The organism is Nonomuraea sp. NPDC050328, assembly GCF_044459405.1.
Lineage (GTDB): Bacteria > Actinomycetota > Actinomycetes > Streptosporangiales > Streptosporangiaceae > Nonomuraea.
Genome location: NZ_JBITIW010000004.1, coordinates 241853 through 256975 on the forward strand (window position 1 = coordinate 241853; position 15123 = coordinate 256975).

Below are 15123 nucleotides of genomic sequence, written 5' to 3' on the forward strand. Positions count from 1 at the left end.
GAAGGACCCTCTCATGACCATGACCGCACCCGCCCGGGCGCCCGAGACCCCCCGCCTCACCGGCCGCCTCAAAGTGGTCCTCGTGGTGTTGCTGGTCGCCCAGTTCATGCTGGCCGTCGACTTCTCCATCCTGAACATCGCCCTGCCCGCCATCGGCGACGGCCTGGGCTTCTCGCTGTCCGGGCTGCAGTGGATCGCCACCGCGTTCGCCCTGCCGGCGGCTGGTTTCACCCTGTTGTTCGGCCGCGTGGGTGACCTGCTGGGCCGGCGGCGGATCTTCCTTGGCAGCCTGGCGTTGCTCGGCCTGTCCTCCCTGGTCGGCGGCCTGGCCACGACGCCGGAGATCCTGATCGCCGCCCGCGTGGCCCAGGGACTGGCGACCGCCGCGGCCACCCCGGCCGGGCTCTCGCTGCTCACCACCGCCTTCCCCGAAGGGCCGCTGCGCCGCAAGGCGCTCGGGCTCAACGGCGCCCTGATGTCGGCCGGGTTCACCGCGGGCGCCGTCCTCGGCGGCGTGCTGACCGACCTGCTCTCGTGGCGGTGGGCCTTCTTCGTCAACGTGCCGGTCGCGCTGGCCGTGCTGCTGATCGCCCCGGCGGTGCTGAAGGAGTCCCGGCCGGTCACCCGTCCCCGCATCGACCTGCCCGGCGCCGCGGCCGTCACCCTCGGCCTGCTCGCCCTGGTCTTCGGCCTCACCCAGGCCGGTGAGCACGGCTGGACCCACCCCGTCGCGCTGCTCTCGCTGCTCGCCGGCGTGGTGCTGATGATCACCTTCTACTTCGTCGAGCGCCGGACCCGCGAGCCGCTCGTGCCCGTGCACGTTCTGCGCAAGCGGACCGTGGCCTGGGGCAACATCCTCGGCCTGATCGCCTTCGCCACCGAGACCTCGCTGGTCTACCTGCTCACCCTCTACCTGCAGAAGACGCTCGGCTTCTCCGCCTTCACCGCCGGCATCTCCTTCGGCGTCCTGGGCGCGGGCACCGTGATCGGCGGCCTGATCGCGCCGAAGGTCATGGCCAGGACCTCCGCGACCACCGCCCTCGTCGCCGGCGGGCTGCTCCAGGCCGCCTTCACCGCCGCGCTGCTCTTCCTCGGCACAGGCCCAGCCTCACTGGCCCTGCTCCTGCCCGCCACCTTCCTCGGCGGCGTCGGCAACATGCTGGTCATCGTCGGCTTCATGGTCACCGCCACCACCGGCCTGCCCGACCACGAGCAGGGCCTGGCCACCGGCCTGGCGTCCATGTCGCAGCAGGTCGGCATCACGCTGGGCACCCCGATCATGTCCGCGGTGGTCACCGCCGCCACCGCCGGCGCGATGACCGGCGCGGCCATCCTGGACGGCGTCACCCTCGCCATCGCGGTCAACACCGCCCTCGTCCTGCTCGGCGTCCTCATCGCAGCCACCGTCCTGCGCCGCCGTCACCACGCCGCGCGTTGAACCGCCTAGGGCAGCAAGCCTCGGCCGTAGGCGGTGGCCACGGCCGAGGCTCGGTCGGAGACGCCGAGCTTGGTGTAGATGTGGGCGAGATGGGTCTTCACCGTCGTCTCGCTGATGAACAGCGCCGCGGCCGCCTCCTTGTTGGTGGCACCCCGCGCCACCAGGGAGAGCACCGTGCGCTCGCGCTCGCTGAGCTCGGCCGGGGGCGGGGTGCGCACCCGGTTGAGCACGAGGGCGGCCACGGCGGGGGAGAGCACCGACTCGCCCGCCGCCGCGGCCCGCACCGCACGGAAGACCTCGTCGCGCGGGGAGTCCTTGAGCAGGTAGCCGATCGCACCGGCGGCCAGGGCGGGCAGGACGTCCTGGTCGCCGTCGTAGGTGGTCAGCACCAGCACCCGCGCCGACGGCACCCGCTCGGCCAGTCGGGCGATGAACTCGGCCCCGCTGAGGCCGGGCATGCGCAGGTCGGTCAGCACCACGTCGGGCCGCTCGCGCAGCACCACGGCCAGGCCGCGCTCGCCGTCCTCGGCCTCGCCCACGACCTCCAGGTCGGGCTGCTCGACGAACATGCCGCGCAGGCCGTCGCGCACGACAGGGTGGTCGTCGACGATCACCAGCCGGGTGCTCATCGGGGCTCCCGCTCGGCCGCGGCCGGGATGGCGGGGACGGTCACGCTGATCGCGGTGCCCTGGCCGGGGGCCGACTCGACCTCGACCCGCCCGGCGAGCCGTACGACCCGTTGCCGCATGGCGGTGAGCCCGAAGCCGGTGCCGGAGGGCTCGGCCGCGGCGAAGCCCACGCCGTCGTCGCGGATATCGGCCACCACTACATCCTCCATGTACGACAGGGTGACGCCGGTCTTGCCCGCTCGGGCGTGCCGGGCCACGTTGGCCAGCGACTCCTGCACGACCCGGTACACCGTCACCTCGACCTCGGGGTGCAGCAGCCGGGCGGTGCCGGTGACGGTGAAGGCGGCGGCCGTCTCGTGCACCGCGCCCCACTCGGCCACCAGCGCCGACAGCGCCTCCGGCAGCCGGGTCCCGGTCAGCGGGCCCGGCCGCAGGTCGTCCAGCGAGCGGCGCACCTCCGACAGGCTCTCCCTCGCGAGGGTCCGCGCGACGGCCAGGCGCCGCCGTACCGACTCGGCGTCGTGGGCGGCCTCCTCGGCGGCTTCGAGCTGGGTGACGATGCCGGACAGGCCCTGCGCGACGGTGTCGTGGATCTCCCGCGCCAGCCGGCTGCGCTCGCCGGTGACGCCGGTCTGCCGGGCCGCGGCCAGCAGCCTGCCCTGCAGCTCGGCGTTCTCCTGGCCGAGCCGCGCCAGGCGCTGGTTCGCGCTCTCCAGCGCCTCGTTGGCCTCGGCCAAGGCCTGGTTGGCGGCGCGCCGCTGCTCGATCTCCGCCTCAAGGGCACGGATGCTCCAGCCGATGAACGCCGCCAGCGCCGCCCCGGTGACCGCCAGGGCGACCGACCACGGTCCCTCGTTGGACAGCAGGGCGTTCGGGCCGCCCACCGCGACCACGGACGTGACCGCCACCCCCAGGTAGGCGTAGACGCCGGGCAACGTGGCGAAGGCGGTGGGAAAGCAGGCCAGCACCAGGAGCCCGTAGGCCGGATGCCGCGCGAACAGCACCCCGGCCACCGCGACCAGCACGGCGAAGTAGACCGCCATCGGCAGCAGTTCGCGCTCGGGCCAGGCGGGGTGCGCCATGACCATCCACCAGTGCCAGCCGGCCAGCAGCAGGGACAGCCCGGCGTCGACCGCCCGGGCGGTGAGCGGCGCCGACGAGTCGGCCACCGCGATCAGGGCGGCGACGCCGAGCAGGAACAGCAGCAGGGTGCGCCAGGCCTTCTCCCAGTCCTTGACCATGCCGCCCTCGCCCTCACTTGCGCCGGTAGGTCAGGCGCCGCAGCAGCGTCTCGGCCGGTCCGCGCACTCCCGTCCGGCGCATGACCTCGGCCGCCACCACCGTCGCGGCCCACGTACCGAGGGCGAGCGCGACCGTCGCGGCGGATCCCAACCGGCCACCGAGCCCGATCGTATAAGGGGGCAAAAGCGCCACAAAGACCACCGACTGGAGAAGATAACACGTCATCGACCGCTGCCCGCAGGCCGACAACGCGGTCACGATCACTCCGCGCCGGGCCCCGATCCGCTGCGCGAGCAGGCCGATCACCGCCGCGTACCCCAGCCCGGCGGCGATCCCGGTGACCACGTGCAACGCGTTCAGCCCCAGGATCGCGCCGGGGTCGGTGACGTCCACGAACTTGGTCGCGGCCAGCGCCACCGGCAGCCCCCCGGCCACGCCCAGCAGCGGCCCCCACAGCGCGGCCCGCCGTACCAGACCATCCGGTACGGCAAGCAGCTCCCGCCGCCCCGCCCAGACGCCCACCAGCGCGGCGGTGAACACCCCGGTCATGCCGACCGGCGTCATGACCCACTCGATCGGCCGTAGCCCCAGCGCGGTCAGCGGGTCCTCGACCGCGAGCGACCAGAAGATGCTCCGCTCGCCCGACCCGGCCGGCGTGCTGTAGGCCAGCGCGGACAACAACGCGACGGGGACCAGCCACACCGCGCCGAGCACCAGCAATGTCCGGTCGCGCACCCGCAGCAACCGGACCAGCGCGAGCCCGACCAGCCCGTAGACCCCGAGCACGTCCCCGGAGAACAGCAGTAACGCGTGGACCGCGCCGAACAGCAGCAGCCACAGGCTGCGCCGCTTCAGCACCCGCCGGCCCTCCAGGTCGTCGCGCCGCCGGTTCCAGATCTGCACCATCCCGTAGCCGAACAGCGCGGCGAACATCGGGTAGGCCCGCCCGTCGACCAGCGACATGGTCAGCGTCGCGGCCACCCGGTCAGGAAGGTCGTGCTCGACGATGTGCTGCCGGATGCCGTACGGCCGGCCGTACAGGTAGACGGCGGAGTTGGCCACGGCGATCAACGCCAGCATGGCCCCTCTGGCCAGGTCGGGAGCGAGCTGCCGCTCGCCCTCGCCGACCGGGCGCAACCCCAGGGTGGCAACCATGTTCTCTCCTCGACTCGATGTCTCCTCGAGTCTGGAAGAGAGGCCCCTCCCGGCGAATCGTGCGACCGTGCGCACCTGGGCGGCGGACGGACGACACCGCCCATCCTCCATTCGGAGGATGCCGGCGAATGGGCTTGACCTTCCCCCATGGGGAACCTCGCACGATTGCCCCATGACGAACAACGCGCTCCACACCGCCGCCACCCGCCTCCAGGACCAGATCGCCGCCGGCTGCGAGGCCAACGCCATCCCCGGCTTCGCCGCCGGCCTCTACCACGCCGGCGAGCAGGTCGTCGTGGCCCACGGCCTGGCCAACGTCACCACCGGCGCCCCGATGCTCCAGGACACCGGCTTCCTGTTCGGCTCGGTCACCAAGGTCCTCACCACCACGCTCGTCCTCCAGCAGGTCGAGCGTGGCGTGCTCGACCTGGACGCGCCGGTCGTGCGCTACCTGCCGGACTTCGCGCTCACCGAGCCGGGCGTCGCGGACAAGATCCTCCTGCGCCACCTGATCGGGCACACCAACGGCATCGACGCCGACCTGTACTTCCCGGCCGACAAGGGCCGCGACGCCCTGAAGGCCTACGTCCACGGCCTGGCCCGCTCCAGCGGCGCCCTGTTCGAGCCCGGCGAGCAGCTCAGCTACTCCAACGGCGGCATGATCGTCGCCGGCCGCGTGCTCGAAGTGGTGACCGGCCTGTCCTTCCCCGAACTGCTCGCCCGCGACATCTACCGCCCGGTCGGCATGACGGACTCCAGCACCTCGGCGGAGGAGGCCATCCTGCGCAGCACCGCGATCGGCCACTTCCTGGACGTCGAGACGATGTCGGCCCGGCCGACCGGCCTGTTCACCCTGCCCGACACCTGGGGACCGGCGGGCGGCACCCCGATCGGCACCGTCGCCGACCTGCTCGCCTTCGGCCGCACCCACCTCGCCGGCGGCGTGGCCCCGACCGGCGCCCGCATCCTGTCGGCCGAGTCGACGGCCCTGATGCAGCAGGTCTCCTTCGACCTGGACATCCCCAACTCGCCGCCCATGGGCCTGGGCTGGGTCCTGTACCCGTTCGGCGAGACCACCGTCCTGGCCATGTCGGGCGCCTCGCCCGGCGGGGTCTCCATCCTGTGCGTGCTGCCCGAACACGACCTGGTCTTCGTCGCCTTCGGCAACAACCCGGCGGCGCTGCTGCTCCAGGACCAGCTCCTGCGGTGGCTGCTGACCGAGCACCTGGGCGTCGCGATCCCCAGGCTGATCACCGAGGTCGAGCAGGACGTCGACCTCACCCCGTACGTCGGCACCTACCGCTCCGACCAGCTCCGCATCGAGGTGAGCATCGTGGACGGGCAGCTCGAGGAGCGGACGGTCTACGAGCCGGCGGACGCGTCGCAGGAGCACATCTTCACTCAGTTCGCCGGGGGCGCGATCTCCGGGCCGCCGCAGCGGTACGTCCCCATCCGGCCGGGGCTGTTCGCGCCGGCGGACTACCCGCTGGAGTCCTTCGACGGGTACCTGCGGCTGCTGCTGGTCTCCTTCCACGACGTCCGCGACGGGCAGGCCCGCTTCCGCAACGGCGGCGGCCGCCTCACCCGCCGCGCCTGACCCCCGCTCCTCCGCCGGTGGAAGGATGTCCCTCATGTTCACGATCGGCCAGTTGGCGGACTACGCCGGAGTGACCGCCAAGGCGATCCGCCACTACCACGACCGCGGCCTGTTCGCCGAGCCGGAGCGCGACGCCTCCGGCTACCGCCGCTACACCGCCCAGGACGCCGTCACCCTCGTCAAGATCAGGATCCTGGCCGACGCCGGCGTGCCCCTGGCCCGCGCCAAGGAACTGCTCGACGCCGACCCCGACACCCTCGCCGCCGCCATCACCGAGATCGACGCGCAGATCCAGCACCGCATGGCCGAGCTGGCCCGGGCCCGCGAGCAACTGGCCCGGCTGCGCGGCGGCGACCGCCTCTTCGTCACCCCCGAGGTCGCCGACTACCTCGACCAGCTCCGCGCCCTCGGCGTCAGCGAACGCGCCATCCAGGTCGAACGCGACGGCTGGATCCTCATGCAGAACGCCTCACCCGAGGACGCGGCCCGCTGGGTCACCGAGAAGCGCCGGCTGATCGACGACCCCGACTTCCGCGCCCTCTACCTCGACCACGACGCCGCCTTCCACTGGCACCCGGACGACCCCCGGCTCCCCGAACTCGCCGCCCGCACCCGCGCCTGGTTCACCGGCCACGCCTCCGAGTCCGAGACCCAGCCGGTCCACAACGAGGCCGTCGCCCGCCTGGCCGCCCAGACCCAGCCCGGCGCCTCCTCTCCGGCCTGGGACCGGCTCGCCCGCCTGCTCGACGAGTGAGTTCACAGCCCGTCCCGGTCGTGCCAGTGCTGCTGCCAGCGCCGGTCGACAGCCTCGGCGGCGGACTGGTAGCGGATGTCGGTGGACAGGCGGAACACCCCGCCCGCGTCGTGGTTGTCCAGCGAGGCATGGATGACGTGCGCGTTGTGGATCATCACATCCCCGGCCGCGAAACCGGTGACAAGCCACCTGCTGTCGTACTGCTCAGCCAGGGCCGGCAGGTCCGCGGTCATGGACGCGGCCGGGCGCTTCAACGTCCCGGCGGCCTCCTCCGCCAGCACGCGGTGATGGCTGCCCTCCAGGTAGATCAGCGGCCCGCGACTGACCGGGATGTCACCCAGCGGGATCCACGACGACAGCACCTGGTCACTGCCCTCGCGCAGGTAGACCAGGTCGTAGTGGGCCTGCGTCGCGGTGCCGATCCCCGACTCGCCGGGACCGACGTGCCGGATGATCTTCCGCCGGTGCAGATGCAGCTCGTCGGCGCCCAGAAACCACCGGTGAAAGGCCACCAGCCGGGGATCGCGGCACAGCGCCTCGTACTCCGGCCCCGGAACGAGCTCCCCGAACAGCACCCGCCGCAGCACCTCCCGGTCGACCGCCCCGGACGCCGCCGCGATCCCCTCACCCGGGTCGGTCCCCGGCCTGGTCAGCCCGCTGGACGCCAGCCGGGTGAAGTAGTGCCGCCGGAACCCGAGGACGGTCTCCCGGTCGAAGAACCCCGGCAGGAACAGGTACCCGTCGCGCCGGAACCGGGCGCGCAGGGCGGCGAGGTCAGTGCGGTCGGCCACCGGCTCCAGGCGGCCCAGCCGGCGTGGATCGAGCCGGTACCCGTTGGAGGTCAGGACTCCTGTCGAAGCGGCAAGTCGGCTATCGTGCATGCGAATCATCCTTCAGCCTGGGCCGATCACCAGGCCATGGACTGAATCCGCTGGAATCAGGACTCCTGTCGACCAGGGGAGCACAACTCGTGGCCGCCGTCGCCCACTACCTCACCCCGCCCACCGAGGTCCTCGCCCTGGGCCTGGCCGTCACCGGCGTCGGCTGGATCACCGGCCAGCGCGCGAGCCAGACCGGACGCGTGCTGACCGGGTACGCCGGGGTGTTCGTCACCGAGGGGTCCGGCCGGGTCGCCCTCGGGGGACGGCCCGGGCAGCCGGTGACGGCGGGCTCGTTCTTCTGGCTGCCGCCCGGCATCCCGCACACCTACGGCCCCGGGCCGTCGGGCTGGTCGGAGCGCTGGGTGCTGTTCGAGGGACCCGCCGCGGGCCGCTACGAGGACCTCGGTTACCTCGGCGGCGGCCCCGCCCTGGTCGTCCCGGTCGACCGGCGGGAGACGGAGGCCGCCTTCGACCGGCTCCTCGACCTGGCCGGACAGCCCGACACCCTCGCCCGCCACGTGTCCGGGGTCGCCGCCCTGCACACCCTGATCACCACCGTCGGCAGCGAGACCTACCCCGGCTCCGCCGCGTCCGCCGGTTTGTCGGTGCTTTCCCATACCCGGCGGGACATCGGGCGGCGCGCTCTGGAGATCCTCGCCCGCGACGCCGCCCGCCCCGTCAGCATGGCCGCCGTAGCCCGCGAGCTCTCGGTCTCCCGCGACACCCTAGCCACCGCGGTCCGCCGCCTCACCGGCTCGACCCCCACCGACTACCTCACCCGGCTCCGGCTCGACCGCGCCAAGTCCCTCCTGGCCGGAACCGACCTCCCCATCGCCCAGGTGGCCGGCGCGGTCGGCTACCCCGACCCGTCCTACTTCACCAGGGCCTTCACCCGCTGGACCGGCGTCACCCCGACCGCCTTCCGCCGCCAGCAGACCCTCTGACCTCAGACGTCCCAGGCCACCGGCAGGCTCTTGACCCCGTAGATGTCCGCGAACTCCGGCCGAAGCGCGATCTCCTCCTCCGGTACGGCCAGCCGCAACGTCGGAAACCGGTCGAACAACGCCGGCAGCGCGATCCGCATCTCCACCCGGGCGAGCTGCGCCCCCAGGCACAGGTGGATCCCGTGCCCGAAGGCCAGATGCCCGCCCTCCTGCCGCCGCACGTCCAGCCGGTGCGGATCGCTGAACCGCTCAGGGTCCCGGTTCGCGGTGTTGTAGGACAGGATGACCATCGTCCCCGCCTCGATGAGCTGACCGCCGAGCTCGACATCCTCCAGAGCCACCCGCTGAGAGGACCTGGCGACGGTCAGGTAACGCAGCAACTCCTCCACAGCCGTGTCGGCCAGCTCGGGCTCGGCGCGCAGCGCGGCCAACTGCTCCGGGTTGCGCAGCAGCGCGTACGTGCCGAGCGCGAGCGTGTTGGCGGTGGTGTCGAACCCGGCCGCGAGCAGGATCAGCGCGACCCCGCGCAGTTCCTCGTCGTCGAGGTCGGTCTCGGTGAGCTCGCTGAGGATGTCGTCGGTGGGATTGGCGCGCTTGGCCGCGACCAGTTCGGCGAGGTACTCCTGGGTCGCGACGTAGGCCGCGATCAACGTCTCGTCGTCGGTCTCCCCGCTCAGGAAGGACTCGACCTGGCTCTGGAACCGTCCCCGATCCTCGTACGGCACGCCGAGCAGTTCGCAGATGACCATGGCCGGGATCGGCTTGGCGAAGGCGGCCACCAGGTCGGAGCCCGGCCCGGCCTGCTCCAGGGCGTCGAGGTGCTGGGTGGTGATCTCCTCGATGCGCTCGGCCAGCAGCCGCATCCGCCGGGCGGTGAACCGGCCCGCCAGCGGCTTGCGGTACCTGCTGTGCCTGGGGTCGTCCATCAGCAGGAACTCGCCGGGCGGCGCGGGCGGTACCTCGATGTCGCCGTAGTCGATGAGCGGGTGGTGCCGCATGAGCTCCTTGCGCGAGCTGAACCGCGTGTCCACCAGGACGGACCTGATCAGGTCGTAGCCGGTGACCACCCAGCCTTCGTGCCCGTCGGGGAACCTCAGGCGGCTGATCGGGCTGTGCTCACGGGCTTCGAGGAGCTCAGCGGGCGGGTCGAAGGGACAGCCGGCGCGGCGCGCGGTCGGCATGGCGGCGAGGGTGTGGACGGCTTCGCTCACGAGCGTGCTCCAATCGCGATATTACTCGATGGGACTCAGGGATCCGCTTTTCCGAAAAGGCAGGGGGTCAGGACACCTTGCGGCGGTAGATCCGCATCGCGAAGCCGAACACCACGACCAGGAGCCCGACACACCAGGCGAGCGCGATCCAGATGTCGGTCCCGACCGGCTGCTGGTCGAACAGCGCCCGGATCGCGTTCACGATCGCGGTCACCGGCTGGTGCTCGGCGAAGAAGCGCACCGGCCCGGACATGCTGTCGGTGGGGACGAAGGCCGAGCTCAGGAAGGGCAGGAAGATGAGCGGGTAGGAGAACGCGCTCGCCCCCTCGACCGTCTTAGCGGTCAGCCCCGGAATGATCGCCAGCCAGGTCAGCGCCAGCGTGAACAGCAACATGATCCCCGCGACCGCCAGCCAGGCCAGCACGCCCGCCCCCGAGCGGAACCCCATCAGCAGCGCGACCAGCACGACCACCACCAGCGAGATCACGTTGGCGACCACCGAGGTCAGCACGTGCGCCCACAACACCGACGAGCGGGCGATCGGCATCGACTGGAACCGCTCGAAGATGCCGCCCTTCATGTCGAGGAAGAGCCGGTAGGCCGTGTAGGCCACGCCCGAGGCGACCGTGATGAGCAGGATGCCCGGCAGCAGGTAGTCGACGTACGCCCCCGAGCCGGTCTTGATCGCCCCGCCGAACACGTACACGAACAGCAGCAGGAACGCGATCGGCATGATCGTCGTCGTGATGATCGTGTCGGGGCTGCGCATGATGTGCCGCAACGACCGGCCCAGCAGGGCGGTCGTGTCGCTGAAGAAGTGCCTGGACATCAGGAGGCCTTTCCGGGGGTGCCGACGAGGGAGAGGAAGACGTCTTCGAGGGTGGGCTGCTTCTCCACGTACTCGACCTTGGCCGGGGGGAGGAGCTGCTTCAGTTCGGCGAGGGTGCCGTTGACGATGATCCGGCCCTCGTGCAGGATCGCGATGCGATCCGCGAGCTGCTCGGCCTCGTCGAGGTACTGCGTGGTCAGCAGCACCGTGGTGCCGCGTCCGGCGAGCTCCTTGACCGCGTCCCAGACCTCGATGCGGGCCTGGGGGTCGAGGCCGGTGGTCGGCTCGTCGAGGAAGATGACCGGCGGGTCGCCGATCAGGCTCATCGCGATGTCGAGCCGGCGGCGCATGCCGCCCGAGTACGTCCCCACCCGCCGCCCGCCCGCCTCGGTCAGCGAGAAGCGCGCGAGCAGGTCGTCCGCGATCCGGCCCGGATCCTTCAGATGCCGCAGCCGAGCCACCAGCATCAGGTTCTCCCGCCCGCTCAGCACCTCGTCCACCGCCGCGAACTGGCCGGTCAGGCTGATCGACTCACGCACGTCCGCCGCCTTCTTCGCGACGTCGAACCCGTTGACGCTGGCCGTACCCGCGTCGGCCTTGAGCAGGGTGGACAGGATCTTCACCGCCGTGGTCTTGCCGGCCCCGTTGGAGCCGAGCAGGGCGAAGATGCTGCCCCGCGCCACGTCGAAGTCGACGCCGCGCAGTACTTGCAGGTCTTTGTACGACTTGCGCAGCCCCTTGACGTGAATCGCCGGGGCGTGCGCTTGGAGGGTGGTCATGGGGGAGTCCCGTCTCTCTCATCCGTGCTGTCTGTCTTGGCTGTACGGCTTACTGATCGCCTGCTGCTTCCTCGATCGCCTGGTTGAGCCGGTCCCGCTCGCGACTGACCCAGCCCCCGCCCGCGTAGTTGTTCAGGAACGCCTCGGCGAACTCCGCCGGGTCATGCCCGACCACAACCCGCAGCGGCGTCCGATCCGCCGCACTCTGCTCGAACAACTCCACAAGGTCGTCCAGCATCTGCAGCAGGCTCTCGGCGTCGTCGGTCGGCCCGAACTGCGTCATGTACCGCTGCAGCGCCTCGACCGCGGCCCGATACTCCGCCGGCAACCGCTGCACCCGCGCCCGGTAGTTCCGGTACCGCTTCTTGTCCTCCAGCGGCCCCGTGACCTTCTCCAGGTAGTGGCGCAACGAGCTCTTCTTCTCGTTCGGCTCGGTGGTCATCTCCGGCTGTCCCCTTCATGAAGCTGTCCGATGCGTTCGGCAAGGAAGTTCCAGTTCGCCCAGAACTCATCAAGTGCCGCCCGCCCCTCGGTGTTGAGCGAGTACACCTTCCGCGGCGGCCCCTTCTCGGAGGTCACCCTCTCCACGTCCACCAGCCCGCGCTGCTCGATCCGGACAAGGAGGGCGTAGATCGTCCCCTCCGCGATCTCGACGAACCCCTGCTCCCGCAACCGGGCCGTGATCTCGTACCCATACGCGGGCCGGACGGCCAGGATCGCCAGCACGATGCCTTCCAGCGTGCCCTTGAGCATCTCGGTCAACTGCTTACCCACGAGGGCACCCGCCTATTCGGTGTCGCTAGGTACCACTACAAAGTAACACCGACTACCAGTACCTAGCAACACCAAATACCGGCGCTCCCCGACCCTCAGCCCACCCCTCGCCGGGGATCCCACCGCCGGCCGTTACTCACCCCGCAGCTCATGCACACCACCCAGTCCCGAAGCATCCCCTCCTCATCCATGACGGCCTCGCCGGCGACAAGAACCTGCTCTTCCCCGCACCGGTAGCAGTCCCCGTCCTCCTGCAGGTACCGCATCACCCGCAGTTCTTCACCCTCATGCGCCTGCACCCCAACCCACCCGCACCCCGAACAAACCCACCACACCTCAGGCCTGAGCCGCCGCGCCGTCCCACCCCGCCGCCGCGCCCGCCCGTTCGCCAGCGGCACCCACCGCAACCCCTGCCCACACCCCGGGCACCCCGGCGGCTCCGGCTCATCACTCCGCGGCTCATGCAGCGCCACCGTCGGCGTACACCCCCACACCGCCACGGACTCTCCCCGCCCACTCACCCGCAGCCGCCACCCCGTGTCCCCCGTGCCGGCCTCGGCCTCCACGCTCCACGGATGCGGCGGCCGCTCAGGCACCACCCGCGAAACCACCCACCCCGCCGCCCCCAACCACCCCTCGACCGCGGCGACCAGATCCCCAACTCCGGCCCTGGCCACCACCCCCTGCACATGCAGCGAGTACTGGAACCGAAGCGCCTCCCCGCTCTCCTCCCAGGCCCCGATCTCCGGCTGCTCCGGCACCCGAACCCGCGCCCCCGGATCCCCCGAAACCTCCGCAACCAGCCCCCGCACCTGCCCGCAGAGCCAATCCCGAGCCCGATCCAACTCCTCCCGCGCCCCCGGCACCCGTGTCACCACAACCCCCTCCTCGGCCGGCCCCCAAGCAGAGCACCGCCCCTCAGCTCCGGGGAGGCGGAAGAACTACCGAACCCCGGCGGGCGTGAGCGGCTACCAGCGGTGGTGCACCTGTGCGCGGATCCGCCCGTCATAGATCTCCCGTACGGCCCGCAGCGTCGCCTCGGGCAGAGGAGCCAGTGCGGCGGCCGCCGCGTTGGCCCTGGCCTGCTCGGGTGAACGGGCGCCAGGGATGACCGTGGTCACGCCAGGCTGCTGGATGATCCAGCGCAGCGCGGTCTGCGCGGGCGTGGCGCCTTCGGGGGCCAGCGCGGAGAACTCCACGGCCGCCTCGACGCCGGTCGCGAAGTCCACGCCGGAGAACGTCTCGCCCTGGTCGAACGACTCGCCGTGCCGGTTGTAGGTGCGGTGGTCGTCGGCGGCGAAGACGGTGTCCTTGGTGTACGCGCCGGACAGCAGCCCCGAGGCCAGCGGCACGCGGGCGATGATCCCCACCCCCGCCTCGGCCGCGGCGGGCAGTACCCGCTCGATCGGCTTGAGCCTGAACACGTTGAAGATGATCTGCACGCTGGCCGTGCCCGGCCGCGCGATCGCGGTCAGCGCCTCCTCACAGCTCTCCACGCTCACCCCGTAGGCGGCGATCCTGCCCTCCTCGACCAGGGTGTCCAGCGCGTCGAAGACCGCGTCGGAGGAGTAGACCGGGGTGGGCGGGCAGTGCAGCTGCACCAGGTCGAGACGGTCCGTCCCGAGGTTGGCGCGGGACCTGTCGGTCCAGGCGCGGAAGTTGTCGAGGGTGTAGTGGGCGGGGTCGAGCGCCGCCCTGCGGCCCATCTTGGTGGCGACCACGACGTCGGCGTCGGGGCGCTCGCGCAGGTAGGCGCCGATCAACTGCTCGCTGCGGCCGTCGCCGTACACGTCGGCGGTGTCGAAGAAGGTCACTCCCTCCTCGACGGCCGTGTCGAGGAGAGCCAGCGCGTCCTTCTCCTCCACCTCGCCCCAGTCCGCGCCGAGCTGCCACGTGCCCAGCCCGATGACCGACACCCGCCGGCCGGTCCTGCCGATGATCCGCTGCTCCATGCCCTCAGCATCGTGGGCCCGGTGACGGGCTGTCCAATGGCCATGCCGATCGACCTGTCAGGGCGCGGCCCCGCCGCCGGCCGCCTCCTGCCCTATGCCGGCAGCGCGGAGGTCACCGCCGACAGGCAGCGCTCCACGACGGGCCTGGGGTCGAACGCGTAGGCGCCGTCGCCGAAGAGCTCGAAGGTCATGCTCCCGCCGTACCCTCTGCGCTCCAGCGCGGCCAGGTAGTCGGCGAGCGGGAGCTCGCCGTCGCCCCACGCCAGGTGGCCCGCGGGGCTGCCGTCGATGAGATGTACGTGGCGCACCCTGTCGCCGAGAGAGTCGAAGTAGTCGTCGACGCTCTCGCCGGCCACCGCCATGCCGACCGTGTCGAGCACGGCGCCGACGTTCGCCGAGCCGATCTCGTCGAGCATCCTGGCCAGCGTCCGCGAGTCGTTGACGAGGTTCGACTCCACCCGCTGCAGCGGCTCCACCACGCAGGTCACCCCGAGGCTCCCCGCGTAGGCGGCGATCTCGCCGATCGCGTCCACGGAGCGGCGCCATGCCGCCTGCGGAGGCTCGTCCTCGAAGCCGCGGCCCGGGGTCAGCAGGAGCAGCTCCGCTCCGAGCTCCGCGGCCAGTTCGGCGGCGCGGCGGAACATGGCGATGCTCGCCGCGCGCAGCCAGGTGACGGGCGAGGCCACGTTGACCGGGTACATCACCTGCTCGGGCGTGAGGCAGTGCACGCTGAGCCCGCGCGCCTGCGCGCTTCGCCGTACGGCCCGCGCCTCGGCGTCGCTCACCTGCGGGATGTGGAACTGCGGCGCGATGCCCCACAGCTCCAGCTTCTCGCGGCCCAGCTCGGCGGCGTCGTCGAGGAAGCGCTCGAACGGCAGCAAGTGGTAGGCGAAGTTCGAGCCGGTGAGCCGCTGGAGTGAGAGTGTCATGGCGAGCTC

15 protein-coding genes are annotated in these 15123 nt (G+C 71.6%); 4 read left to right on the forward strand and 11 right to left on the reverse strand.

Translation table 11 applies throughout. From position 1 onward, the window contains the following. The first annotated feature begins 13 nt into the window (after positions 1-13). Positions 14-1438 (forward strand): MFS transporter, encoded by a 1425-nt coding sequence (locus ACIBG7_RS17375; protein ID WP_397336845.1) that lies wholly within the window; start codon positions 14-16, stop codon positions 1436-1438. A 5-nt stretch (positions 1439-1443) separates the two neighbouring features. Here ACIBG7_RS17375 and ACIBG7_RS17380 read toward each other — a convergent pair whose 3' ends face one another. From ACIBG7_RS17380 to ACIBG7_RS17390, 3 genes are read right to left on the reverse strand one after another with little or no spacing between them, the layout of a single operon-like run. After that, positions 1444-2067: a response regulator transcription factor gene (locus tag ACIBG7_RS17380; RefSeq protein WP_357928805.1), complete on the reverse strand. Its 624-nt coding sequence runs from the start codon at positions 2065-2067 to the stop codon at positions 1444-1446. Next, positions 2064-3308, reverse strand: a complete 1245-nt coding sequence (locus ACIBG7_RS17385; protein ID WP_397336846.1) for a histidine kinase — start codon at positions 3306-3308, stop codon at positions 2064-2066. The genes ACIBG7_RS17380 and ACIBG7_RS17385 overlap by 4 nt, the downstream gene beginning before the upstream one ends. Positions 3309-3321: 13 nt before the next feature. After that, positions 3322-4464 carry a DUF418 domain-containing protein gene (locus ACIBG7_RS17390; protein WP_397336848.1) on the reverse strand — a complete coding sequence of 381 codons (1143 nt, stop codon included), beginning with the start codon at positions 4462-4464 and terminating at the stop codon, positions 3322-3324. 172 nt (positions 4465-4636) lie between these two features. Between ACIBG7_RS17390 and ACIBG7_RS17395 the strand changes: the two genes are divergently transcribed. After that, entirely contained in the window at positions 4637-6061 is a 1425-nt protein-coding gene (locus ACIBG7_RS17395; RefSeq protein ID WP_397336849.1) for a serine hydrolase domain-containing protein, read from the forward strand. Between the two features lie 34 nt (positions 6062-6095). Then, positions 6096-6815, forward strand: coding sequence for a MerR family transcriptional regulator (locus ACIBG7_RS17400; protein ID WP_357928816.1), 720 nt, complete (start codon positions 6096-6098; stop codon positions 6813-6815). A gap of 2 nt (positions 6816-6817) precedes the next feature. On the opposite strand, the gene ACIBG7_RS17405 is transcribed toward ACIBG7_RS17400, so the two are convergent. Then, positions 6818-7696 (reverse strand): phytanoyl-CoA dioxygenase family protein, encoded by an 879-nt coding sequence (locus tag ACIBG7_RS17405; RefSeq protein WP_397336850.1) that lies wholly within the window; start codon positions 7694-7696, stop codon positions 6818-6820. Positions 7697-7785: 89 nt separating this feature from the next. Here ACIBG7_RS17405 and ACIBG7_RS17410 point away from each other — a divergent pair, with 89 nt between their 5' ends. Next, entirely contained in the window at positions 7786-8640 is an 855-nt protein-coding gene (locus tag ACIBG7_RS17410; RefSeq protein WP_397336851.1) for a helix-turn-helix domain-containing protein, read from the forward strand. A 2-nt stretch (positions 8641-8642) separates the two neighbouring features. Here the strand turns inward: ACIBG7_RS17410 and ACIBG7_RS17415 are convergent, their stop codons facing one another. From ACIBG7_RS17415 to ACIBG7_RS17445, 7 genes are all read right to left on the reverse strand, one after another. Next, positions 8643-9821, reverse strand: a complete 1179-nt coding sequence (locus ACIBG7_RS17415) for a cytochrome P450 (protein ID WP_397337125.1) — start codon at positions 9819-9821, stop codon at positions 8643-8645. 97 nt (positions 9822-9918) lie between these two features. Continuing rightward, positions 9919-10680, reverse strand: coding sequence for an ABC transporter permease (locus ACIBG7_RS17420; RefSeq protein ID WP_357928827.1), 762 nt, complete (start codon positions 10678-10680; stop codon positions 9919-9921). Next, a complete protein-coding gene (locus ACIBG7_RS17425) occupies positions 10680-11459 on the reverse strand; it encodes an ATP-binding cassette domain-containing protein (RefSeq protein ID WP_357928830.1) in 780 nt (259 codons plus the stop codon). Before ACIBG7_RS17425 ends, ACIBG7_RS17420 begins: the two co-directional genes overlap by 1 nt. A gap of 49 nt (positions 11460-11508) precedes the next feature. Beyond that, entirely contained in the window at positions 11509-11901 is a 393-nt protein-coding gene (locus ACIBG7_RS17430) for a DUF1048 domain-containing protein (protein ID WP_357928833.1), read from the reverse strand. Continuing rightward, a complete protein-coding gene (locus ACIBG7_RS17435) occupies positions 11898-12233 on the reverse strand; it encodes a PadR family transcriptional regulator (protein WP_397336852.1) in 336 nt (111 codons plus the stop codon). Before ACIBG7_RS17435 ends, ACIBG7_RS17430 begins: the two co-directional genes overlap by 4 nt. A 968-nt stretch (positions 12234-13201) precedes the next feature. Beyond that, positions 13202-14185: an aldo/keto reductase gene (locus ACIBG7_RS17440; RefSeq protein WP_397336853.1), complete on the reverse strand. Its 984-nt coding sequence runs from the start codon at positions 14183-14185 to the stop codon at positions 13202-13204. 92 nt (positions 14186-14277) lie between these two features. Further along, positions 14278-15114 carry a sugar phosphate isomerase/epimerase family protein gene (locus ACIBG7_RS17445; RefSeq protein ID WP_397336854.1) on the reverse strand — a complete coding sequence of 279 codons (837 nt, stop codon included), beginning with the start codon at positions 15112-15114 and terminating at the stop codon, positions 14278-14280. Between the last annotated feature and the right edge of the window lie 9 nt (positions 15115-15123).